Source organism: Aeromonas sp. 130281, assembly GCF_056642115.1.
On the sequence record NZ_JBWVQS010000001.1, the window covers coordinates 1,438,814 to 1,462,422 of the forward strand.

The following is a 23,609-nucleotide window of genomic DNA, read 5'->3' on the forward strand; positions in this document are numbered from 1 at the left end:
CTCGCTCATTGCACCCGCTCATCGCCCTTGAGGCCGATGGCGAACTGCTGCAGATAGGCGTTGGGGTGGCGGCCGTCATAGATGAGGCCGTCGATGAAGCCATCCTGGGGGCCGCGATAGCCCTGCTCGCTGGCAAAGTCCGGGAAGTCCGTGGCCTTGAGCTTGCCCTCGGCGATCAGTGCCTCGGCGGCCTGGCGATAGACGCCCGGTTGATAGACCGCCTTGGCCACCTGCTCGAACCAGGCGTCCGGCCTGGCCTCGGGGATCTGGCCCCAGCGCCGCATCTGGGTCAGATACCAGATGGCGTCGGAGTAGTAGGGATAGGTGGCGTGGTGGCGGAAGAAGACGTTGAAGTCAGGCAGCTGGCGCTTGTCCCCCCTGGCGTACTCGAAGGTGCCGGTCATGGAGCTGGCGATCACCGCCTCGTCGGCCCCCACGTACTCGGGTTTGGCCAAGAGTTTGGCCGCCTCGCGCCGGTTGCCGTTCTGCTCCGCATCCAGCCACCAGGCCGCCCGCAGCAGCGCTTTCACCAGCCGGATATGGGTGTTGGGGTGACGCTCGGCCCACTGCCGGGTGACGCCGAACACCTTCTCCGGGTTGTTGCGCCAGATCTCCTGATCCGTGATGACGGGCACCCCTATGCCCCTGGCGACCGCCTGCTGGTTCCAGGGCTCACCCACGCTGTAGCCCGCTATGGTGCCCGCCTCCAGGGTGGCGGGCATCTGGGGCGGCGGCGTCACCGACAGCAGCACGTCTGCCTGGCGCTGGCCCGAGTTGTCGCCGAGTTGGGGGGCATAGAAGCCGGGGTGCAGGCCGCCCGCCGCCAGCCAGTACCTCAGCTCGTAGTTGTGGGGGGAAACGGGGAACACCATCCCTATGTTGAACGGCTTGCCCCCCTGGCGGTATTCCGCTACCACGGGCTTGAGGGCGGCGGCGCTCACCGGGGGCGGCACCTGGCCCGCCTTCGCCTTGGGCAATTGGGGCGCCATGGCGGCCCAGACGCTGTTGGCCACCGTGATGGCGTTGCCGTTGAGATCCATGGCAAAGGCCGTCACCAGCTCGGCCTGGGTGCCGATGCCGATGTGGGCCGCCAGGGGCTGGCCCGCCAGCATCTGGGCGCCGTCCAGCTCGCCGTCTATCACCCGATCCAGCAGGATCTTCCAGTTCGCCTGGGCTTCCAGGGTCACGTAGAGCCCCTCATCCTCGAAGTAGCCCCGCTCGTAGGCCACCGCCAGCGGCGCCATGTCGGTCAGCTTGATGAAGCCGAGCCTGAGCTCCTCCTGCTCGGGGGCACCCACAGCCGCCAGCACCGGCAGCGACAGCGCCGCCAGCAGCAGCCCCGCACATCCTTGTCGTCCCTTCATTGCATCTCCTCGCTCGGTTCAGGGTCCGGGCATTCGCGCCAGGCCGTCGGGGGATCGCTGTGCTGCCTCGTTGCAGCGCTGCGACCCGGACAGCGTGTTGCGACCAAAAAAAAGCCCCACCGATCCGGGATCGGTGGGGCCTCTTTGCCCTGTTGCAGCGAGGTGGCCGATCTGGCCCCTCACTGCGTCTCTTCACTTCATTGCACTCGTCTTCTTGTTATTTTGTTATTCACTTTCCGTGCCAGCTCGTCCAAGCCGCATCGGACGGCCTTTTCCGGTCTTTGTCTTCCTGCTTTTGTCCCCCACTTGCCTCAATTAGGCGCAATTGCACCAAAACGGTTTGCCAGCGGGGCGCTCAGGCGGGCAATGCCTGCAGCAGTTGCCGCGCCAGCTCCCCCAGGCTCAGGTGGCGGCTCATGGCGGTGCTGCGCATCAGGCGATAGGCCTGCTCCTCGTCCAGCCCCTGATGGCGCATCAGGCGCCCCTTGGCCTGCTCGATGAGCCGCCGCTCCTCCAGCTTCTGGCGCAGCTCGCTCTCGGTCTGCATCAGGGCCTTCACCATAGCCAGCTGGCTGCGGGCGAGGCGCAGCCACTGCTCCACCGGCTCCCGTTCGCCGCAAGGATGAGGCACCAGCAGCACCCCCTGCTGCAACAGGGCGAGCTGGGTGTCGCCCCCCAGCCGCTCGCAGAACAAGAGGCGCGGCAAGCCGGGCCAGAGGGAGAGGCCGAGGCGCACCTCGGCGCCGAACTGGCGGCAACTGACCAGCAGGGCGTCCCCCTGCTCCATCGGGGTCAGCAGCTGGCGGGTGTCGAGTATCCTGGGCTGATGGCCGTAGTGGCTGACCAGCAGGGCCAGGCGATTGGCCTGGCCCGGATCATCGGCGTGGATCAGCAGGCGGGAGGGGGGGCCGTCCTGGCCCCGGGGAAGAGTAGTCATGGCGCTCCTTGCCAACGGCTATCGCAACGTGTCTGCCGAAAATGCCGCAACATGAAGGCCAACTATTTGAATCTACCTCCTTTTTATCCATCAGGAGGTAGTGGGGGTAGAGGGGAAAACCGGCTCAGGCCACCCGCTCCATGGTCTGGTTCAGCAGGGCCTGCAGCTCGGCGCCAAGGTTCACCACCTCCCCCATGATCATCAGCACGGGGCTCTGGCCGAGCAGGGTACGGGCGGCCTGCTCCAGTCCCTCCAGCCTGGCGTGATGGACCTGCTGGCGCGCACTGCACCCGGCCACCACCAGGGCCACCGGCAGATCCCCGGATGCCCCCGCCGCCAGCAGCCCCTGCCGGATCTGGGCCGCCCGCTCCAGCCCCATGTAGAACACCAGGGTGTGACCGGCCCGGGTCAGCCCCTGCCAGCCCCGATAGTCCCCCTCGTCCATCAGGTGGCCCGTCACCAGGGTCAGGGAGCGGGCCAATCCCCTGTGGGTCAGGGGGATCAGGGTGCTGGCGGCGCAGCCCAGGGCCGCCGTGATGCCGGGCACCAGCTCGGCCTCTATGCCGTGGCGGGCCAGGTGCAGCGCCTCCTCCCCGCCCCGGCCGAACACCAGGGGATCCCCCCCCTTGAGGCGCACCACCCGCTTGCCGGTGCGGGCCAGGGCCAGCAGCAGGGCGTTGATCTCCTCCTGGGTCGGGCTCGGCTCGCCGCAGCGCTTGCCCACGTCGAAGCGGGCAGCCCCCTGGGGGATCCGGGCCAGGATCTCGCTCCCCACCAGGCGGTCATAGACCACCACCTCTGCCGCCTCTATGCGCTGCAGGGCGCGCAGGGTCAACAATTCGAGGGGCCCGGGGCCCGCTCCTACCAGACTGATTTGGCTCATCGCACACTCCTTGTGTTGCTGCCCAGACCTCAGGCCTGGGCGATATAGACATGCTTGATCAACAGCTTGTCGATCTCTGGCAGGCAGGTACCGCAGTTGCTGCCGCAGCCGAGCAGGGCCTGCAGCCCCGCCAGCTCGCCCACCCCCTGCCGGGTGATGGCATCGACGATGCGCTGCTCCGACACCCGCAGGCAGGAGCAGACCAGCCGGCTCTCCCCGGCCAGGGCCAGACTCAGGGTCTGGCTCAGGGCCCCCGCCTGCAGCGGCGTGCCGAGCAGGCTGGCCAGCAGATCCACCTTGATGTCAGGACGCCGCTCCCCCACCAGCAAGATGCCCTCGATGCGATCCCCGGCCAGGGCCAGGGCGAGCCAGCCCTCCTTCAGGGGCAGCCGCAGCCAGTGCCCCTCCGACCCCAACCGCTGCCACAGCCCCTGGGGGCTGTCGGACCAGGAAGCCAGCAGGGTGCAGTTGCCCTCGGGCAGGGGGCGCCTGGCCCACCAGTCCACCGGCTCGCGCCAGTCATGGCGGCCGCACCAGAGCCCCTGCCAGCGGGTGGGCTGCGCCCTGGCCTGCACCCGCCCCTGCTTGAACATGGGCTGGCCACAGAGGGGATCCACCACGGCGGCGATGAGGCGGTTGACCGCCCCCTGGCTGCACTGGCTGTCGGTCCAGTGCATGGGCAGGAAGGCCTCCCCCTCCCTGAGCCCCTCGTCCAGCCCCACCAGCAGCAGGGCCTCCCCGAGCTCGTTGTGAAGACGCACCAGATCCCCCTCCCTGGCACCGAGCGCCAGCAGGCTGGCGGCCCCCACCCGCACCCTGGGCCAGGGCTCGGCCTCCTGCAACCTGGGCACGTGGCCGGTGCGGGTCATGGTGTGCCACTGATCCCGCAGCCGGCCGCTGTTGAGGAGCAGGGAGAGATCCTCCCCTGGCCCGGCCTCGGGCTGCGGGGGGAAGTGCTGGGCCAGGGGCAGCAGGCGGGCCCGGCCATCCGGGGTGGCGAAGCGTCCGTCCTCGAACAAGCGGGCACGGCCCCGGGGCCAGTCGGCGTTGACGGGCCAGCTCAAGGGTTCCAGCGCCTCGAATTCGGCGCGGCTGAGGCCGGCCAGCCCCGAGATGTCGAATTGGCGGGCCCCCTCGTTCTCAAACCCGGAGAGGGCGGCGTGCTCGCAGAAGATCTCGTGCTCATGCTCATAGGCGAACCCCTCGCCAAAGCCGAGTCGGCGGGCGAGCCGGGTCAGCGCCCACCAGTCGGGTCTGGCCTCCCCCGGCAGGGGCAGGAAGGCGCGCTGGCGACTGATGGTGCGCTCGGAGTTGGTGACTGTGCCGCTCTTCTCCCCCCAGGCGGCGGCGGGCAGCAGCAGGTGGGCGAGGCGCGCCGTGTCGGTGTTGGCCGTCACCTCGGAGACCACCAGCAGCTCGCAGCGGCTCAGGGCCTCGCGCACCCGGTTGCCGTCCGGCAGGGAGACCGCCGGGTTGGTGCCGAGCACCCAGAGGGCGCGGATCTCCCCCCTGTGCACCGCCTCGAACAAATCGACCGCCTTGTGCCCCGGCCCGCGCACCATGGTCGGGCTTCCCCAGAAGCGCTGCACCCGATCGCACTCTTCCTCGCCAAAGCCCATGTGGGCGGCGAGCTGGGTCGCCAGACCACTCACTTCGCGCCCCCCCATGGCGTTCGGTTGCCCCGTCATGGAGAAGGGGGCCGCCCCCGGCTTGCCGATGCGGCCGCACAGCAAGTGGGCGTTGATGATGGCGTTGGCCTTGTCCACCCCCTGGTTGGACTGGTTTATCCCCTGGCAGAACAGGGTGACCGTCCTGGGGGTGCGGGCAAACAGCTGGTAGAAGCCGAGCAGATCGCTGCGAGAGAGGCCGCAGCTGCGGGCCACCTCGTCCAGCTGCCAGGCGGGGTCGTCCAGCGCCGCCGCCAGCGCCTCGAAGCCGCTCACGTGCTGCGCCACATAGGCCTGGTCCCAGCCGTCGCTGTCGAGCAGATAACGGCACAGGCCGTTCCAGAGCGCCACGTCGCTGCCGGGCTTGAGGGCCAGATGCAGATCCCCCTGCTCCGCCGTCATGGTGCGGCGGGGATCCAGCACCACCAGCTTGAGCTCGGGGCGCCGCGCCCTGGCCTGCTGCAGGCGGCGAAACAGCACGGGATGGGTCCAGGCGGTGTTGGCACCGGTGAGCACCACCAGATCGGCGAGCTCCAGATCCTCGTAACAGGCGGGCACCAGATCCTCCCCGAAGGCGCGCTGGTGGGCCACCACCGCCGACGACATGCAGAGCCGGGAGTTGGTGTCCACGTTGGCACTGCCGAGGTACCCCTTCATCAACTTGTTGGCGACGTAGTAATCCTCGGTGGTGAGCTGGCCAGACAGATAGATGCCGATGGCTTGTGGCCCGGATTCGGCCAGAATGGCGGCAAGGCGCTCCGCCAGAGTGTCCAGGGCCTCCTCCCAGCCGATGCGCTGCCCCAGCCAGCGCGGATAGAGCAGGCGATCGGGGAAGGCCAGGCTCTCCAGCAGGCTGGCCCCCTTGACGCACAGGGCGCCGCCGTTGGCCGGATGATCTTCATCCCCCTGCAGTTGCCAGCGCTCCCCCTCCCGGCTCAACCGGATGCCACATCCCACTCCACAATAGGCACAGGTGGTCTTCATTCCCTCGCTCCTTGTCGCCGGCAGCCCCCGGGGGCCGCCCCTTGTCCCGTCTGATGGCAGGCCCATAAAAAAAGCGTCCGCCCCCTGCGGGGACGGACGCCTTTGTCCGGATGAGCCTGGATCATCTTGTATGGGGAAGGGACTGCAAACCCCGCGCCAGGATGCCAGGTGCGCCGCCATTGGGCGCCAGGGTGCAGGGCTGCGCCAGGGCGGTGCAACTGCTCCCTTGTTGGGCCCGACGGGCGGGAGTCGGCCCACAGGCTGGGCAAGGGGCGCGCCGGGGGTATAATGCGCCGCCACAGAGGAGAACGAGATGAAAGAGTCAGGTTACGACGCCGCGCAGCGGGTCGATGCGCGGCCGGATGCGGCCCCCGGGTATTGCGCCATCGGGCTGGTCAATCCCAAGTCACCGGAGAACGTGGGGGCCGTGATGCGGGCCGCCGGTTGCTACGGGGCAAAAGAGGTCTACTACACGGGTCAGCGCTTCGAGCTGGCACGGCGTTTTGCCACCGACACCAAGCAGATGGTGGAGAAGATCCCCCTGCTCGGGGTCGAGGATCTGCTGGACTTCGTCCCCGAGGGCTGCACCCCTGTGCTGGTGGATCTCATCGAGGGAGCCACCTCCCTGCCGGACTACGAGCACCCCGCGCGGGCCTTCTACATCTTCGGCCCTGAGGATGGCACCCTGGAGCCCGCCCGCTTCGCGGCGGTGAAGGAGGTGATCTATGTACCGACTCACGGCTGCATGAACCTCGCGGCCTCGGTCAATGTCATCCTCTACGACCGGCTGGCCAAGCAGCTGCGTACCAAGTAAGCAGCAGGTGTTCTACGTAACCACACCTCAGGGTTGCATGAACCTCGCTGCCTCGGTCAATGTTATCCTCTACGATCGGCTGGCCAAGACGCTGAGGGCTGAAGGCTGAGCAAGACGGTGATCTACGTGACCACAGCCAATGGCTGCATGAACCTGGCCGCCTCGGTCAATGTCATCCTCTACGACCGGCTGGCCAAGACGCTGAGGGCTGAGGGCTGAGGGCTGAAGGCTGAAGGCCAAGCAAGAAGATGATCCGGATGGCCAGCCAGCAGGCCGCTTCAATCCTGTGATGGCGCCTCCCTGCGCACCTTGGCCTCCTGCTCCCTGATAAAGTCCTGGTAGTCGTCGTAGAGCCGGTTTTCCCGATAGATACGTGCCAGTGTCCCCTCCCTTATCAGGGTGCACATGCCGGGATCCCAGAGCCCATGCAACTGCCTGCCCTTCTCGTTGTCGGCGAAGATGGGGTAGGTCGGGATCCAGCGCAGGAACACCTGTGCCAGCTCGGGCGGGAGGGCGTCCCTGGGGTAGAGGGCACCGTCGGTCAGGTAGTAGCGATAGCGCCCCTTGAGCAGCAATTGCAGCGCCATCTCATGGCTGTCTATCTCGAACCAGCGCATCGGCACCGGGATGAACTTGTCGAAGGCCCAGCCCCGCAGCCAGAGCACCTCCTGCTCCTTGAGGCTGTGCTCACCGTCCCAGTGCGGCAACCAGCGGCTCTGCATCACCACGCTCACGTAGTCCGCCGAGTCGGGGTAATCGGGCTGATGGGTGCCTTTCACCTCTCCCCGATAGACCCCCATCGCCATGTCCCCCGCCTTCTGGGACACCACCGCCAGCGCCCGCTTGTAAGGGACCAGGTGGGGGCGCACCACATAGCCCTCGGGCTCATAGATGGCGCGCACTATGTCCAGATAGACACCTTCGCCATCCTGCTGGCAGAAGCCGGGCCAGTCATCGCAATAGACATGCAGGGTATCGGCCCGCACGGGCCAGATGAGCAGCAGGCAGCAGAACAGAAAAAGACGAACCATGGGTTTCCTCAGTGGTATGACCGTCGGCAGGCGCTCATCGCCAGGCGGTCCGTTCAGGCATACTGATAGCATAGAAAGCCAGCATGCCCGGTGACATTTTTCCCGATTTTGCGAGCGGGTCGAGGGTTATTGCCCCCTCGATCGGTATCATGAACCATAAGATTCATTAGTGACCTAACTGAGGGGAGCCTTCTCATGCCAACCATCAAATCCCTGCTCTGTCCCGTCGATTTTTCCGAGATGTCCAAGGCCGTGCTCGACTACGCCGTCTTCATGGCCCAGAGCCATCAGGCCGAGCTCAAGCTGGTCCACGTGGTGGATCAGCTGCACGGTTTCGACAGCTACAAGATCCTGCACATGACCGCCATCGAGATCACCCATGAGATGGAGCGTCAGGCCAAGAGCCAGCTCAAGGAGCTGGTCGCCAGCCTGCCCATCCCGGCCAAATTCGAGGTGCGCTTCGGCCGCGCCGCCGACGAGATAGTGATCCAGGCGAAGGAAGACAAGGTGGATCTGCTGGTCATGGGCAGCCACGGTCGCTCCGGCATCAGCCACCTGCTGGTGGGCAGCGTGGCGGAATCCGTGGTGCGCCACGCCCCCTGCCCGGTGCTGGTGGTGCGCAAGTAACTCCAGCCCCCGATCACAAGGCCAGCCCATGCTGGCCTTTTTGCTCTCTATGCCCCCTCAACCGTGGGCATAGATGACGCTGCCCCCCTTGATGGTGTCTATGATGGCCCTGGACTGCTCCCTTGGCAGGGCCGGGCAACCCCAGCTGCGGCCCAGCTTGTCATATTTTTGCAGGTGTCTCGGGCTCGCGTAGTCAGCACCGTGCACCACGATGGCGCGCTTGCGGGCATTGCTGTTCTTGCCGGGACTGAGTCCGTCCAGGCGCAGGGAGTAGCCGTGTTTGCCCTGGTAGGTCTCGGCGGTGCGATAGACCCCGAGGGAGCTCTGGCGGGAGTTGAGCTGGTTGGAGAACTGGCGCGCCGCCAGCTCCCCCGAATTGCGACCGTGGCTGACCCAGGTGTGGTAGAGCAGCTTGTGGCGCTTCACGTCGATGACGAAGAGGCGGCGCATGGTCGAGGGCTTGCTGTAGTCGATGATGGTGAGTATGGGTTTGCGCTTGTGGCGCACATCTTGATAGCCCTGCAGGGCCTTGCGGAACACCTGCTTGTCCAGCTTGCCCGCCAGACCCAGCTGGCGATAGAGATCCTGATCCCAGCTGGCGTGACCCTGGCTGCTGAAGCAGAGGGCCCCCAGCAGCAGCGGCAGCCCCAGCCAGAGGCTGGCCAGCCGCGACATCCAATACTGTCGCTTCATCCTTGAAGTCGCTCCCCTTCCTGAACTGGCGCTCTGAATGACGCCATGTCTCGCTGGATAGTTATATGCAAGCCACTGATAGTGCGCAATAAAAAACCACAAAAATGCCGACCTGAGTCGGCATTGACGGCACTGTGCTGACGACCTGGCTCAGGCTCTGATCAGATAGTCCGCCTGACCGACCCACTTGTAGCTGGTCAGCTCGGTCAGCCCCATGGGGCCACGGGCGTGCAGCATCTGGGTCGAGACCGCGACTTCGGCCCCCAGGCCAAACTGGCCGCCATCGGTGAAGCGGGTGGAGGCGTTGACGTAGACCGCCGCCGAACCGGCACCGTTGACGAAGCGCTCCGCATTGGCGAGATCGTTGGTCAGGATGGCGTCGGAGTGGCCGGCGTTGTGCTCGCGCATGTGGGCGAGCGCCTCGTTGACGTCCGCCACCAGCTTGATCCCCAGGGTCAGCCCCAGCCACTCGGTGTCGAAATCTTCCGCTCCCGCCTCGCACAGGTTGTCGCCGCCTGCCAGCAGCGCCATGGCGTTGGGCGCCCCCACCAGGGTCACCTTGCGCTGGTTCATCAGTGCCACCAGTTGCGGCAGGAAGGTCGCAGCGACCTTCTCGTGTACCAGCAGGGTATCGAGGGCGTTGCAGGCGGAGGGGCGCTGCACCTTGGCGTTGTCGATGACCGCCAGGGAGCGCGCCAGATCGGCGCTCTCGTCCACGAAGATGTGGCTGATGCCAAAGCCGCCGATGATGACGGGGATGGAGCTGTTCTCCTTGCACATCTTGTGCAGCCCGGCGCCGCCGCGGGGGATGATCATGTCCACATAGCGATCGAGGCGCAGCAGCTCGCCCACCAGGGCCCGGTCAGGGTTGTCGATGTACTGCACCGCATCCCCAGGCAAGCCCGAGGCCGCCAGCGCGCGCTGGATCACCCGTACCAGCTCCAGATTGGAGTGGAAGGTCTCGCGCCCACCGCGCAAGATGCTGGCGTTGCCGGTCTTGAGGCAGAGGCTGGCGATGTCGATGGTGACGTTGGGGCGTGCCTCGTAGATGACGCCGATGACCCCTATGGGCACCCGGCGGCGGGAGAGGCGCAGGCCGTTCTCCAGCACCCGGCTGTCGATTTCGGCGCCGACCGGATCGTCAAGGGAGATCACCTTGCGCACGTCCGCCACTATGCCGGCGAGACGGGCAGGGTTGAGCAGCAGGCGATCCAGCATGGCTTCCGACAAGCCGGCGTCGCGGCCTGCCGCTATATCCTTCTCGTTGGCAGCCAGGATCTGCGCACTGTGCGCCTCCAGTTCATCGGCGATGGCGGCCAGCGCACGGTTTTTCTGCACCGTGCTGATGGTCGCCAGCTGATAGGCGGCCTCGCGGGCCGCCTGCCCCATTTTCTCCAGACTCATAACGTCATCCTTTTTCTCTTTCATAGGTGCTGCTTAGAGCAGCACCATGTCGTCTCGGTGGCTGGCCCATGACCCCATAGCCATGGCCGCAGCCGTAGCGGCAGGGTCTATCGGGGCCGACTGCTCACAGCAGCACCATGTCGTCTCTGTGAATGGCAACGGCGCCATAGCCGTAACCCAGCACGGCCTCTATCTGATCCGAGTGTACGCCCCGCAGCTTCTCAAGCTCCAGATGATCGTAACGGCAGATGCCACGGGCCAGCTCGCTCCCTTGGGGGCCCAGGATCCGCACCACGTCGCCACGGACGAAGTCTCCCTTGACCGCGACTATGCCCTTGGGCAGCAGGCTGGAGCCCTTCTCCTGCATGGCGGCCACGGCCCCCTGATCCACCTGGACTTCCCCGTGGGGGGGCGGCCCTGCCAGGATCCAGCTCTTGCGCCCTTCCAGCGGCGAGGCCAGGGCCGGGAACAGGGTGCCCACACGCTCGCCGGCGGCGAGGCGACCGATCACTTCCGGGATCTGGCCGGTGGCGATCACCACGTTGACCCCGGCGCGGCGCGCCACATCGGCGGCCTGCAGCTTGGTGGCCATGCCGCCGGTACCCAGACCGCTGACGCTGTCACCGGCGAGGGATCGCAGGGTGTCGTCTATGGTCTGCACCTCTTCGATGAGCTGGGCATCCGGGTTGGTGCGGGGATCCGCGGTGAAGAGCCCCTTCTGGTCGGTGAGCAGGATCAGCAGATCCGCATCCGCCAGAATGGCGGCGCGGGCGGAGAGGTTGTCGTTGTCCCCCACCTTGATCTCGGCGGTGGCCACGGCGTCGTTCTCGTTGATGACCGGGATGATGCGATGATCGAGCAGGGTGCGCAGGGTGTCGCGGGCATTGAGGTAACGCTCCCTGTCCTCCAGATCGGCGCGGGTCAGCAACATCTGGCCGATGTGCAGCCCGTAGAGATTGAACAGGTCCTGCCATACCCGGATGAGCTGGGTCTGGCCCACCGCCGCCAGCATCTGCTTGTTGGGCAGGGTCGGCGCCAGCGGAGGGTGCCCCAGGTGCTCACGTCCGGCGGCGATGGCGCCAGAGGTCACCAGAACGACACGGTGCCCGTGTCGATGCAGGGCGGCACACTGCCTGACCAGCTCCACCATGTGGGCACGGTTGAGACGGGCAGATCCCCCGGTGAGCACGCTGGTGCCCAATTTGACGACTATGGTTCTGTTTTCCATGGGAACAAAGGGTTAGAAAAGTAAGGAATCCCTTTATACCCACGGCCCTGTTGCCCTGCAAGGCAATTAAGCCTCACCGCTGTCATGGCAAAGAAGGAGGCCCCGCGGATCCATGACCGCAGGGCCCGGGCGGATCAGGCCGCCGTCACATTCAGCTCGGCGGTGACCTGCTTGGCGGGAGACAAGGTGCACTCCAGCAGGGTCAGCTTGGCGCTGATGAGCTTGTAGAAGTGGTTGAGGGTACGCTCGACTTCGGCCTGATGCTTCTTGGGCAGCGGCTTGTCGATCCACTCCCCGTCCGCATTGTAGAAGCCGACCTGATAGTAATAGCTGAAGCTGTGGTCCTCCTGCTCCAGCACCAGCCACCAACCCCAGAACTCCCGCTTGTCCGGCGCCGGTTTGGCGCTGACGCAGACGGAAAGGCAGTCGAAGCGGTAGCGTCCCTCCTCGCACAGATCCTCGCGCAGATAGGGGCCAATGGCCGCGAATTGCCGCAACAATCGCTTGTAGGTCACTCTTTCTGACATGCTAACCTCCCTGTTGAACAAGCCATACCATCACATGATGATGTTACATTTTTAGTTCTATATCATGTACATAAGTGTTTCTTTAGCCAATCTACCGTCTCTTTGAGCGCCTCGTCATACACCTCTAGCAGAGGCTGTTTGTCAAACACCACCGCCTTGCCATTGCGGCTGGCGGAGGCCAGAGCCCGGACATCCTGCTCGGGACAGATGAAATCACGCTTGTGACCAATGCTCAGGATGGGCACAGAGGTGCGACTCCCCAGCAATCCCTGGGTCTTGAGGGAGAAGACCTGGCACTTGGTGCGCAGCAGATCCCACTGGGCCGCATCGGCCCCCAGGCGGTTCGCCAGCCCGTCCCGCATCATGCGCGGACAGCGGGCAAACATCTCCTGATTGGTAAACACCTGATTGATGCCGGCCCCGATGCAGACCACAGTCCTGAGCTTGAAGGGTTCGATGAAGGCGAGGCGCGCCGCCACATTGCCGGCGAGGCGGAACCCCACCATGGCGATGCGCTGATGATCGACCCAGGCCACCTCGGAGAGGTGGTTGAGCACCGCCTGGTGCAGGCGACTGGTGTCCTGCACCAGCGGCCAGTGCTCCGCATAGCCGGTTCCCGGCATATCCAGCGACAGCATGCCGATGCCGTGGGGCTCGAGGCACTTGAAGTAGAAGTTGAGGAAGTCGACCTGGAGGGCGTCGATGCCGCCGCTGACGATGACCAGAGGCACAGGCCTGTCGGTGGTGGGCAGGTGCAGATAGCCCTGAATGGTCTTGCCCCGGAACGGGACCTGCAGCTCCTTGAGAGGCACCTTGAACAGCCTGCCAGCCTCGCGGTAGGCCATGTTGCAGAGCAACTGGGCCTGATCCGCCAGCTCGTCATTCTTGAGGTGGGGGTAGCTCGCGATGGAGTAGTAGCGCACCGCCTTGAGCAGATTCTTCAGCGCTCCGGCGCTATCGCCCTGGCCGACCAGCTCGCGCCCGGCATTGAAATAGCGGCCAGCCAGCTGGCTCCACTCATAGACCCAGTTGCCGGGCACATAGCCCTTGATGGTATCCAGATAGCGCTCGTGGCTGCGTTCTCCCTGCCCCATGGCGATGCGGGCCAGGGTCTGCTCCACTTCCACCGGATCCGCCCCCTGCCAGGCCCAGGTCGGCCGGCGCAGCAGGCGATACCAATGGGGCGACAGGGCGCCGTCGATGAAGCTCTCGGCCAGGGAGCTGTCCTGCTCTTCGACCGGGCTGGAGTTGGATATTTCGGAGGTTTCCAATACCTTTTTGACCCGGGTGAACAGCTTTTCCGTCAGGTTGGTATCGTCGTTTGGTTCCAAGATGGTGACTCTTCTGTCTCAAACAATGGCCCATCTTAACCACTTTTCACCGCGGGCAGCCACATCATAAACACATAAGGCCCCAAACAGGGGCCTTATGAAACCGTCTTGCCATAGGCGCGAGCAACCCGTCCCCGCAGCAGTCAGGGGCGGTGCGCCAAGGCAGGTGCCGATTACTCTTCGTCGCAGATAGGGTTGGCAAACTCCAGCGCCATGTCCCAGGGCTGCTCAATCCAGGTGTCCTGCGGGATGGCCACTTCGAAGTCATCCACCAGCGGCTCGCCCATGGGCTTGGCGAAGATGGTGATGAACTTGGCCTTGGGGTAGAGGTCACGGATCGCCTTGGCGGTGCCACCGGTATCCACCAGATCGTCCACGACCAGCCAGCCTTCGCCGTCACCGGCGGTGGTGGCAGCCTTGACGACCACCAGCTCACGCTGGCTGTTGTGGTCATAGCTGGAGATGCAGAGGGTTTCGACGTTGCGAATGCCAAGTTCACGGGCCATCAGGGCAGCCGGTACCAGGCCACCACGGCTGACCGCGATGATCCCTTTCCACTGGCTGACGGGCAGTTGACGACGGGCCAGACGGCGCGCTTCACGTTGCAGGTTATCCCACGATACATAGAACTTTTTTGGCATGCTATCGATCTCAACGAGTTATAAAGGCAATCACTTAAGACGTAAGAGTCCCGGCAGACACACGGGATCCGGTAAATTCTGGCCCCCGTTTCCTGAATTTTGCTTGCACTTTTGCGGCCTCAGGGGTGAACCCTCGGCAGCAAAAAGCAGATGCATTGAAAGCAGGACGGGCATGGCTGGCGGCCATATCGATCGAAACCCAGACCTCAGGCCAGCTGTTGGGCCGGTATGATAGCACCCTTTGCAGATAAAATGACTGGCAAACGTATGCGAAAAACAGGAAAAGTCGGTCATCTCCTGTCTGCTTCGCCTCCCCTTCGGGCCCAGTCCTCATCAACAGGGTGCTCATTTGAAGAGCAAACCTCGAATTTCGGGCAAAAAAATAGCAGGGGGAGGATGGAATCCTCACACACCTGCTGCTTTCTCTGTCAGCCTGGCTGACTGCCCGTCTTAACGGCGACCGGCGTAGGGGTTCGGATAGTTGAAACCCTGGGTATAGAGAGACTGGGCAAACCAATAGGTTGAATTGCTGCCTGACATATTAAAACTCCTGATTGCTTAACAAGTTACGTACCTATAATGCGGGTTCAGATCCTTGAACAGACACTCGGTTCCGTGGAGGCGCACTTGCTTTGCTTCGGTTCCCTGGAGGCATTGATTGTCATCCTGACAAGTGGTTGACCCACGGCGGCTAATTTACCACCCGGCGGCAAAAAGACAATATTTTTGTGACGCGCATCACGAATTTCATCTTCTGCTGGTACACATGGGCAAGGCAGTCATGTCCGCCATTCAAGCCCCCTTTATCAGCACAAGCAGACCGCAATTTGCGCAGATCGCTCACATTTTTGTGTGATTGACTGTATTATCGTTACCCTCTTCTGCGGCCCACTGGGCCCTGTCCATTTCCGTGCTGGTAAGGAGTCCCGACGTGGCACAGCTTAGTTCTCTGTCTCCCAAATTGATTTGGCAATTCTTCGAGCAGATCTGCTCCATTCCCCACCCCTCCAAGCACGAGGCCAAGTTGAGCGCCTGGATAGTGCAGTGGGCCCAGGGAGAAGGCCTGGCGGTCAAGCAGGACGCCGTGGGCAACATCATCATCAAGAAGCCGGCCACCCCGGGCATGGAAAACCGCAAGGCCGTGGTACTGCAGGCCCATATCGACATGGTGCCCCAGGCCAATGCCGATACCCAGCACGACTTCACCAAAGACCCTATCGATGCCTACATCGACGGTGAATGGGTCACCGCCCGTGGCACCACCCTGGGCGCCGACAACGGCATGGGCATGGCAGGCTGCCTGGCCGTGCTGGCGGACAAGACCATCAAGCACGGCCCGCTGGAAGTGCTGCTGACCACCGACGAAGAGACCGGCATGACAGGCGCCTTCGGCTTGGAGGCGGGCTGGCTGGAGGGCGAGATCCTGCTCAACACCGACTCCGAAGAGGATGGCGAGGTCTACATGGGCTGCGCTGGCGGCGTGGATGCCAATATCCGCTTCCCGCTTGAGCTGGTTGCCGCCACTGAAGGGGAAGGCTTCGAGCTGCAGGTCAAGGGGCTGCGTGGCGGTCACTCCGGGGTCGACATCCACCGCGGTCGTGGCAACGCCAACAAGCTGCTGGTGCGCCTGCTCAAGGCCGCCGAGCCGCTGGGGGTGCGTCTGGCCGAGATAAGCGGCGGTACCCTGCGCAACGCCATCCCCCGCGAAGCCCGCGCTACCCTGCTGGTGCCCACCGCCAGTGTCAGCGAATTCAAGGCCCTGGTTGACCGCTACGCCGGCATCTACCAGAGCGAGCTGGCCGCCACAGAAGCGAACCTGACCGTGCTGCTAAGCGGCCGGGACACGCCCGCCAAGCTGATGAGCGAATCCCTCCAGACCCGCCTGCTGGACGCCCTGGTGGCTTGCCCCAACGGGGTGATGCGCATGAGCGACGCCATCCCGGGCGTCACCGAGACCTCCACCAACCTCGGGGTCATCAAGACCCTCGACGGCGAGGTGTATGTGCAGTGCCTGATCCGCTCCCTGATCGACTCCGGTCGCGAGAGCGTAGAGCAGATGACCAGCTCCCTGTTCAGCCTGGCGGGCGCCAGCTGTGAATTCACCGGCGCCTACCCGGGCTGGGCACCGAACGTGGACTCCCCCGTCATGGCCCTGGTGCGCAACAGCTACCAGACCCTGTTCGGCGAGATGCCGAACGTCATGGTGATCCACGCCGGCCTCGAGTGCGGTCTGTTCAAGAGCGCCTACCCGGATTGGGACATGGTCTCCTTCGGCCCGACCATACGCGGCGCCCACGCGCCGGGCGAGAAGGTACACATCCCGGCGGTCGAGCGCTTCTGGCAACTGCTGGTCCACGTGCTGGAACAGATCCCGGCCAAGTAAGCACAGCCTCCCCTGCCGCTTCATGCCCCGCCCAGTGCGGGGCATGTCATTGGTGCTCCCCCTTGCTCTCCCTGCGTTGCCTCTTCACAGCCCCTGCCGCTCTCCCTTGAAATCGTATCCATAAGCAACCCTGGATTTGAAAACCTTTTCCATGATTTATGTAAATTTACAACACAATAAGTTGATCGAGATCACGAAAGCCTCTAGCATCAAAGTGTGACCAAGGTCACAGGAAACAATAATCAACAGAGCGAAGAGGTAAGACTATGTTTGAGAACCTGGCAGTGCTGTTCCACCTGAAAGGTGCATCCAGCAAGAAAGGCACACAAGAGAAAGACACTTATGCGCCTTCGACTCGCAACTACTACTTCCGCTATGGCGCCTGATGTCGCCCGTCCGGAAGTCGACATTGACGACGTAATAAAACCACAAAACAACTCAGCAATTCACACCACAGCCACCCCCTCGGGGCGCTGTCCTGCCCGGGCCAGATGTTCCACGGCCAAACCTGAACTCCAACCATGAAGATGGGGCCCACAGGCCCCATTTTTTTATTGCTCGTCCCCGACGCCACCTTGCTGTGATACCGGCCCTGGCGCAGTGGACGCCGGCATCAGATCGCCTTTCCCAGCGGCGCCGCCTCCACCACGGGCAAGGGGAAGTGGCAGGCCACCTGATGGGCCTCTGTGCCACAGCTCTCCAGACTCGGCGAGGTGGTGCGGCACAGCTCGGTGGCATAGGGGCAGCGCTGATGGAAGTGACAGCCGCTCGGGGGGGAGATGGGTGAGGGGACGTCCCCGGTCAGCAGGATACGCTGGTTGCGCCTGCGGGGATCCGGCACCGGGATCGCCGAGATGAGCGCCTGGGTATAGGGGTGGCGCGGGCTCAGGTAAAGCTGCTGGGCCTCGGCCAGCTCGACGACCCGGCCCAGGTACATGACCGCAATCCGGTCCGAGATGTGTTTGACCACCGACAGATCGTGGGCGATGAAGATGATGGCCAGGTTCATCTCCCGCTGCAGGGTGAGCAGCAGGTTCACTATCTGGGACTGCACCGAGACATCCAGCGCCGACACCGCCTCGTCACACACCAGGAGTTTGGGCTTGAGGGCGATGGCGCGGGCGATGCCGATGCGCTGGCGCTGACCGCCGGAAAACTCGTGGGGATAGCGATCCACCGCACTCTTCGGCAGCCCCACCTTGTCCAGCAGCTCCAGCACCCAGCCACGCCGCTGCACTGTGTTGCCTTTGCCATGGATGATGAAGGGCTCTTCCAGGATCTGGCCCACGGTGTGGCGGCTGTTGAGGGATTCTGCAGGATCCTGAAACACTATCTGCATCTCCTGGCGCAGGGATCGCATCTCCCCGGATGACAACCGGGTGATGTCGCGCCCCTCGAAGCTTATCTGCCCCGCCGTGGGCTCAAACAGCTTGAGCAGGGAGCGGCCGAGGGTGGACTTGCCACAGCCGGACTCCCCCACCAGCCCCAGGGTCTCCCCCTGCTTGAGATCGAAGCTGATGCCATCCACCGCGTAGACGGTGTAGGGCTTGCGCAAGAAACCGCCCCCCATCTTGAAGTGCTGTTTCAAGTCTATTACCGACAACAAGACGCTCATCGCCGCCGCTCCCGTCCATCCTGGTGCAGAGCCGACATAGCCCCTTCCCTGTTGCTGAAGTGCTGCTTCAAGTCTCTTACCGACAACAAGACGCTCATCGCCGCCGCTCCCGTCCATCCTGGTGAAGAGCCGACATAGCCCCTTCCCTGTTGCTGAAGTGCTGCTTCAAGTCTCTTACCGACAACAAGATGCTCATCGCCGCCGCTCCCGTCCATCCTGGTGAAGAGCCGACATAGCCCCTTCCCTGTTGCTGAAGTGCTGCTTCAGCTCCCGTACCGACAACAAGATGCTCATATGCTCAACTCCTTCCAGTGGTGGCAGGCCACCGCGTGGCGATCGCTCAACTGCTCTGTCACCGGGTTGGTGCCCACGCAGAGCTCGGTGGCGTGGGGGCAACGGTTGGAGAAGCGGCAGCCCGCCGGCATCTCGTGCAGGGCGGGCACCTGGCCCTTGATGGTCTTGAGCAGGCTCTTGGGCACGTCTTCGAGGCGCGGGATCGAGGCCATCAGACCATGAGTATAGGGATGGCGCGGGTGGTCAAACAGCTCGAAGATGTCGGCCCGCTCCACGGCGCGGCCCGCATACATCACCACCACCTCGTCGCACAGCTCCGCCACGACCCCGAGATCGTGGGTGATGAAGATGATGGCCATGCCGGTCTGGGCCTGCAGCGCCTTCATCAGATCCAGGATCTGGGCCTGGATGGTGACATCCAGCGCCGTGGTCGGCTCGTCGCAGATGAGCAAGTCCGGCTCGCAGGCCAGCGCCATGGCGATCATCACCCGCTGGCGCATGCCGCCTGAGAGGTTGTGGGGATAGACGGCAAAGCGCTGGGCCGGCTCCGGGATCCCCACCTTCTGCAGCATGGCGATGGCCGCCTCCTTGCGCTGGGCCTTGCTGAAATCCGGCCTGTGCAGGTGAAACACCTCCATTAGCTGATCCCCGACCGTCTGCACCGGATTGAGCGCCGTCATGGGCTCCTGGAAGATCATGGAGATGCGGTTGCCACGCACCCTGTACATCTGATCCGGCGCCAGGGTGAGCAACTCCTCCCCCTGAAAGCGGATGGAGCCGGCCACCACCTGACCGTGGGGCCTGGGCAGCAGCCCCATGATGGCGAGCGAGGTAACGCTCTTGCCGCAGCCGGACTCGCCGACTATGCCTAAGGTCTGACCCGGGGCGACCTGGAAGCTGACCCCGTCGAGCACCTTGATCTTGCCGTCATCGACCGTGAACTCCACCTCGAGATCCCTGACCTCCAGGATGGGAGCCCTGCCCTTGTCGTTATCGGCGGTGAACTTTCCCCCATCCTCTCGAACGTTCAGGATGGGGGTCTCTGTCTCTGCCATCGTCTCCCCCTTCTCAATGATGCGCATAGGTCTTGTCGATCAGGGTAATGGGAGCGAGCGACTCACCCGCTTCCTTGGCCTTTCGGGTCTCTTCCTGCACCTTGGGATCGAGCCAGAGCAGGCCGCCACTGCTGTGGGGGTAGCCATCCATGGGCCAGTAGAGCAGATCCGGGGTGTTACGGGTGGCGGGCACTTCGGGCAGCATCAGGTGGCGCCAGCTGCTGGCCCGCACGTAGTTGAGCTGCACCCCGGGCACGAAGATGGCCAAGTCATAGATGCGCTGCTGGATCTGGCGGGAGATCCCGGCCCGCTTGGTCATGTCGAACTCGACGTTGTAGGCGTCGATCAGGGCGTCCAGCTCCTTGTCGGCCACGTTGAACAGGTTGTTGGTCTGGGGCTTGTTGGCGTTGTCGGAGTGGAACGACTCCCAGTATTGCGGGTAGAGACCGCCGCCGCCCCAGCCGAGCCAGGCCGCCTCGTGCTTCTTCTCCAGCATCACCTTGAAGCCGGTGGCGCCATCCACCAGGTTGAGCTCCAGATCCAGGCCCGCCTTCTTGGCCTCTTCCTTGAGCACGGTCAGCCGCTTGGAGTGCTCCTGGCTGGTATAGGTCAGCGCCAGGGTCAGCCGCTCCCCCTTGTCGTTTTGCAGGATGCCGTCCGGCCCCGGCTTGTTGTAGCCACCCTTGGCGAAGTACTCCCGCGCCTTGGTGATGTCATAGGCCCGCTCCGGCAGCTTGATGTCGGTGAATTCGCCAAAGCCGGAGCCGAAGGTGGTGGCCCTGTCATAGTCGCCGTGCAGCACGGTCGCAATCATCTTGTCCAGGTTCATGGCGTGCTGGATGCCGAGCCGCACATTCACGTCCGCCAGCTTGGGGTTGCTGACGTTGAGGTGCACCCCCTGCCCCCCCTGCTTGGTGTCTGTCATGGCCATCACTTTCTGCACATAGCCCTTCTTGTATTCCGGGGTCACGGCTTTTTCATGCCACCAGTTGGGCAGTATCATCTCGAAGGTGTCCAGCTCCCCCTTGAGGAAGTGGCGGAACGCTATGTTGTGATCCCGGATCACCTGCACCTTGATGCGGTCGAGGTTGAATCTGTGCTGGTTGTAGCGATCCTGCTGGGCCCACCAATCCTTCTGCTTGCTGAAGGTGATGGACTTGCCCTTCTTCACCTCGCTCATCACATAGGGGCCAGTGGTCGGCACCACAGCCCAGTTGTACTGCTTCACCCAGTTCGGCCCCATCTTGTAGTAGTGCTTCGGCTGGGGCCACAGCTCGGTGGTGTTGAGGAGATCCAGCCTGGCCTTGCGGCTGCCCGCCTTCACCAGGATGGTGTGATCGTCGACCTTCTCCACCGCCACCACCTCTGTGGTGTAGTAGTTGTTGAACCAGGGACCCTTGATGTCCTTGGAGCGCATCATCTCGTAGCCGAAGGTGTAGTCGTCGGCGGTGACCGGCTTGCCGTCAGACCATTTGGCGCGGGGATCCAGCTTGAAGTAGACGGTCTGGCTGTCCGGTGCTATGGCCCAGGCGCTCGCCAGCGAGGGAATGGGGTTGCCGGTATTGGGGTGGAAGCTGATGAGCCTCAGCTGGTTGTCCAGGATGAAGGAGCGGAACGAGCCATTGGAGTCGGGCCCCACGGTGCGAAACGTCAGCGGAAAGCTGTCGATGAAGAGGTTGAGGGTACCGCCGGGCAGTGCCTTGGGAGAGGCGAAGGTGGGGTCGGTGTCGTTGGTCTCCCACTTGAGATCCGCAGGCAGGCTGGCGGCCCACACCCAGGATCCGTTCACCAGCACGAAGAGAGCACCTATCCATTTGATTTTATTGTTCATGTTTGACTTCCAAGTCTGGCCCCTGCACCGGGGGCGTCTCAATTAAGGGTTGGATACCCAGGGCCCTGAGGCGGGCCCCGGGTCACTGATAACGGGTAAACTTGCGCGGATCGAACGCCTCGCGGATTGCCTCCCCGATGAAGGAGACCATGATGAGCACCAGGCTCACCGCCGCCACCACAGAGCTCACGATCCAGATGGCATCCAGGTTGTTGATCCCCTGGGAGAGCAGCTCCCCCCAGCTCGGGGTCGGCGGGGCCAGGCCGAAGCCCAGATAATCCAGCGCCGTCAGGGTGGAGATGTTGCCCACCACGGCGAAGGGAGCCAGGGTGACTATCATCATCAGGGTGTTGGGCAGTATGTGGTGGAAGATGATCCGCCCCGTGGTCGCCCCCTGCGCCCGCGCCGCCATCACGTAGTCCCGTGCCCGCTCCTTGTAGGTGAGGGTGCGCATGTACCAGGTGATCCCCATCCAGCCGAACAGCACGTTGATGCCGACGAAGAGGCCGAAGTTCGGCTTGGCAAGCGACACCAGGATCATGATGACGTAGAGGAAGGGCACCTGGGACCAGATCTCGATGAAGCGCTGCAGGATGAGGTCAAAACGGCCGCCGAGAAAGCCCATCATGCAGCCGATGCTGACCCCGATGACATAGCTCGCCACCAGGGTGATGAAGGCGAAGCCGATGGCGATGCGAAAGCCGTAGACCAGCCGCGCCAGCACGTCGCGACCGCTGGTGTCGGTGCCGAGGAAGTGGCGCTCCGCCAGGCTCGGGGCATAGGGCGGGTAGGCCTCCTCCTTGAAGTCCTGCTCATAGGGGTTCCAGGGCACCAGGGGCAGCAGCACCCAGTCCCCCTTCCCTTCCTGCGCAAATTTGCCCTTGAGCTGGCGGTAGTTGGTCTCGTACTCGTAGTCGAGCCCGAAGTGCTGGCCCGGGATCACGTCGCCATAGGTGGGAAAGTAGAGCTCTCCCTGATAGCTCACCGCCAGCGCCCGGCTGTTGACCAGCAGCTCCGCCAGCAGGGAGATGACCACCAGGGCCGAGAAGATGACAAAGGAGTAGTAACCGCGCTTGATGGACTTGAAGCGCTTGAGTTTTTTCAGCGTTACCGGGTTCAGGTTCATGGTCAGTCTCCAAACCGCACGCGGGGATCAACGAGGGCCACGCAGATGTCGGAGACGATATTGCCGATGAGCATCAACATGGAGGTGATGGCCAGTATGCCCATGACGGTGGGGTAATCCCGCTCGACGATGGCCTCGTAGCCGAGCAGACCTATGCCGTCGATGTTGAAGATGGTCTCGATGAGGAAGGAACCGCCGAAGAAGACGGTGAGCACCGATCCTAAGTGGCTGGCGATGGGGATCAGGCTGTTTCGCATGGCGTGATCGGTGACCGCCTTGCGAAACGGCAGCCCCTTGGCCACGGCGGTGCGCACGTAATCCGCCGACAGGTTCTCCATCAGGCTGTTCTTCATGGTCATGGTGAGGATGGCGAAATCCCCGATGGCGTAGGCGATGAGCGGCAGCAGGGCGTGGGCGAAGACGGTGCGGATCTGATCCCAGCTGCTCTCCATGTATTCGAAGTCCTCCCCCGGGAAGCCCCCCATGGGCAGCCACTCAAGGTGGAAGGCGAAGACGGTGATGAGGAAGATCCCCACCACGTAGGCGGGTAGCGCATAGGCCATGTAGATGAGCATGGAGCTGAGCGAATCGAAGCGGGTGTTGTGCCTGAGGGCCTTGGCCACCCCGAGCGGGATGGAGACGGCGTAGCTCAGCAGGAAGGTCGCCAGCCCGAAGAAGGCGGTCACCGGCAGCCTCTCCTTGATGAGATCCCACACCGGCTCGTAGTAGCGGGTCGACTCCCCGAGATCCAGCACCGCCAGCTTCTGCAGCCACTCCCAGTAGGCGATCAGCATGGGCTTGTCGAGGCCGTAAAACGCCTTGAGCTCCTCGATCTGCTCATCGGAGAGCGCCTGCGCCCCCTTGCTGCCGCTGGAGCGACCTGTCTCGTTCTGTGAGACCTGCGCCTGCAGCAACATGCGCTCGACCGGGCCGCCCGGCACGAAGCGGGTGATGGTGAAGACGAGCAGGGTGATACCGAGAAACGTCGGGATGATCAAAAGCATCCGACGTAAGAAATACGACAGCATGGTGGAACCTCGTCCTTGTTGTTCTTTTATGGTCAGTCACATCCGGTGACCGGCCTCTCCTTCCTGGCATTACTCACTGAATTGACTGGTATTGGCAGACAATCCCGCTCGGCCACTGTAAAAGCTCTGCAACAAAAATCAAGTAG

General features: G+C 63.6%; 19 protein-coding genes and 1 pseudogene. 4 read left to right on the plus strand and 16 right to left on the minus strand.

What is annotated here, in order from left to right; genetic code table 11:
- Nucleotides 1-5: 5 nt before the first annotated feature.
- The 4 genes from AC1IN8_RS06480 to AC1IN8_RS06495 all read right to left on the minus strand — a co-directional run bounded on the left by AC1IN8_RS06480 (nt 6) and on the right by AC1IN8_RS06495 (nt 5,835).
- Nucleotides 6-1,364, minus strand: coding sequence for a CmpA/NrtA family ABC transporter substrate-binding protein (locus AC1IN8_RS06480; RefSeq protein ID WP_479758405.1), 1,359 nt, complete (start codon nt 1,362-1,364; stop codon nt 6-8).
- A 355-nt stretch (nt 1,365-1,719) separates the two neighbouring features.
- Nucleotides 1,720-2,301 (minus strand): ANTAR domain-containing response regulator, encoded by a 582-nt coding sequence (locus AC1IN8_RS06485; RefSeq protein WP_479758406.1) that lies wholly within the window; start codon nt 2,299-2,301, stop codon nt 1,720-1,722.
- A 124-nt stretch (nt 2,302-2,425) separates the two neighbouring features.
- The gene (gene cobA, locus AC1IN8_RS06490; protein ID WP_479758407.1) at nt 2,426-3,184 is read right to left on the minus strand and encodes a uroporphyrinogen-III C-methyltransferase; all 759 of its coding nucleotides are present in this window, start codon (nt 3,182-3,184) and stop codon (nt 2,426-2,428) included.
- Nucleotides 3,185-3,213: 29 nt separating this feature from the next.
- Nucleotides 3,214-5,835, minus strand: coding sequence for a nitrate reductase (locus AC1IN8_RS06495; RefSeq protein WP_479758408.1), 2,622 nt, complete (start codon nt 5,833-5,835; stop codon nt 3,214-3,216).
- Between the two features lie 313 nt (nt 5,836-6,148).
- Between AC1IN8_RS06495 and AC1IN8_RS06500 the strand changes: the two genes are divergently transcribed.
- Both AC1IN8_RS06500 and AC1IN8_RS06505 read left to right on the plus strand, forming a co-directional pair.
- Nucleotides 6,149-6,649 (plus strand): RNA methyltransferase, encoded by a 501-nt coding sequence (locus AC1IN8_RS06500; RefSeq protein ID WP_479758409.1) that lies wholly within the window; start codon nt 6,149-6,151, stop codon nt 6,647-6,649.
- A 111-nt stretch (nt 6,650-6,760) separates the two neighbouring features.
- Nucleotides 6,761-6,868 (plus strand): annotated as a pseudogene (locus tag AC1IN8_RS06505) (TrmH family RNA methyltransferase); the annotation flags it as partial.
- A 59-nt stretch (nt 6,869-6,927) separates the two neighbouring features.
- Here AC1IN8_RS06505 and AC1IN8_RS06510 read toward each other — a convergent pair.
- Nucleotides 6,928-7,680 (minus strand): hypothetical protein, encoded by a 753-nt coding sequence (locus tag AC1IN8_RS06510; protein WP_479758410.1) that lies wholly within the window; start codon nt 7,678-7,680, stop codon nt 6,928-6,930.
- 195 nt (nt 7,681-7,875) lie between these two features.
- Between AC1IN8_RS06510 and AC1IN8_RS06515 the strand changes: the two genes are divergently transcribed.
- Complete coding sequence (locus AC1IN8_RS06515) at nt 7,876-8,307, plus strand: universal stress protein (protein WP_025325966.1); 432 nt, start codon at nt 7,876-7,878, stop codon at nt 8,305-8,307.
- A gap of 57 nt (nt 8,308-8,364) precedes the next feature.
- On the opposite strand, the gene AC1IN8_RS06520 is transcribed toward AC1IN8_RS06515, so the two are convergent.
- The 6 genes from AC1IN8_RS06520 to gpt all read right to left on the minus strand — a co-directional run bounded on the left by AC1IN8_RS06520 (nt 8,365) and on the right by gpt (nt 14,131).
- The gene (locus AC1IN8_RS06520) at nt 8,365-9,000 is read right to left on the minus strand and encodes a murein L,D-transpeptidase catalytic domain family protein (RefSeq protein WP_025325965.1); all 636 of its coding nucleotides are present in this window, start codon (nt 8,998-9,000) and stop codon (nt 8,365-8,367) included.
- A gap of 150 nt (nt 9,001-9,150) precedes the next feature.
- Nucleotides 9,151-10,404: a glutamate-5-semialdehyde dehydrogenase gene (locus AC1IN8_RS06525; protein ID WP_479758411.1), complete on the minus strand. Its 1,254-nt coding sequence runs from the start codon at nt 10,402-10,404 to the stop codon at nt 9,151-9,153.
- Nucleotides 10,405-10,528: 124 nt separating this feature from the next.
- Nucleotides 10,529-11,632, minus strand: a complete 1,104-nt coding sequence (gene proB, locus AC1IN8_RS06530; protein ID WP_163147058.1) for a glutamate 5-kinase — start codon at nt 11,630-11,632, stop codon at nt 10,529-10,531.
- Nucleotides 11,633-11,766: 134 nt separating this feature from the next.
- Nucleotides 11,767-12,159, minus strand: coding sequence for a sigma factor-binding protein Crl (crl, locus tag AC1IN8_RS06535; protein ID WP_479758412.1), 393 nt, complete (start codon nt 12,157-12,159; stop codon nt 11,767-11,769).
- A 62-nt stretch (nt 12,160-12,221) separates the two neighbouring features.
- On the minus strand, nt 12,222-13,490 hold the full coding sequence (gene frsA / locus AC1IN8_RS06540; protein ID WP_139437199.1) for an esterase FrsA: 1,269 nt from the start codon (nt 13,488-13,490) through the stop codon (nt 12,222-12,224).
- A 173-nt stretch (nt 13,491-13,663) separates the two neighbouring features.
- Nucleotides 13,664-14,131: a xanthine phosphoribosyltransferase gene (gene gpt, locus AC1IN8_RS06545; protein WP_005325980.1), complete on the minus strand. Its 468-nt coding sequence runs from the start codon at nt 14,129-14,131 to the stop codon at nt 13,664-13,666.
- A gap of 931 nt (nt 14,132-15,062) precedes the next feature.
- Here gpt and AC1IN8_RS06550 point away from each other — a divergent pair.
- Nucleotides 15,063-16,514, plus strand: coding sequence for an aminoacyl-histidine dipeptidase (locus AC1IN8_RS06550; RefSeq protein WP_479758413.1), 1,452 nt, complete (start codon nt 15,063-15,065; stop codon nt 16,512-16,514).
- Between the two features lie 613 nt (nt 16,515-17,127).
- On the opposite strand, the gene AC1IN8_RS06555 is transcribed toward AC1IN8_RS06550, so the two are convergent.
- The 5 genes from AC1IN8_RS06555 to AC1IN8_RS06575 all read right to left on the minus strand — a co-directional run bounded on the left by AC1IN8_RS06555 (nt 17,128) and on the right by AC1IN8_RS06575 (nt 23,463).
- Entirely contained in the window at nt 17,128-18,129 is a 1,002-nt protein-coding gene (locus tag AC1IN8_RS06555) for an ABC transporter ATP-binding protein (RefSeq protein ID WP_479758414.1), read from the minus strand.
- Nucleotides 18,130-18,419: 290 nt separating this feature from the next.
- Entirely contained in the window at nt 18,420-19,478 is a 1,059-nt protein-coding gene (locus tag AC1IN8_RS06560; RefSeq protein WP_319912657.1) for an ABC transporter ATP-binding protein, read from the minus strand.
- A 13-nt stretch (nt 19,479-19,491) separates the two neighbouring features.
- A complete protein-coding gene (locus AC1IN8_RS06565; protein ID WP_265437445.1) occupies nt 19,492-21,309 on the minus strand; it encodes an extracellular solute-binding protein in 1,818 nt (605 codons plus the stop codon).
- An 82-nt stretch (nt 21,310-21,391) separates the two neighbouring features.
- The gene (locus tag AC1IN8_RS06570; protein ID WP_205642345.1) at nt 21,392-22,435 is read right to left on the minus strand and encodes an ABC transporter permease; all 1,044 of its coding nucleotides are present in this window, start codon (nt 22,433-22,435) and stop codon (nt 21,392-21,394) included.
- Nucleotides 22,436-22,437: 2 nt separating this feature from the next.
- Nucleotides 22,438-23,463, minus strand: a complete 1,026-nt coding sequence (locus AC1IN8_RS06575; RefSeq protein WP_319912655.1) for an ABC transporter permease subunit — start codon at nt 23,461-23,463, stop codon at nt 22,438-22,440.
- Nucleotides 23,464-23,609: the final 146 nt, after the last annotated feature.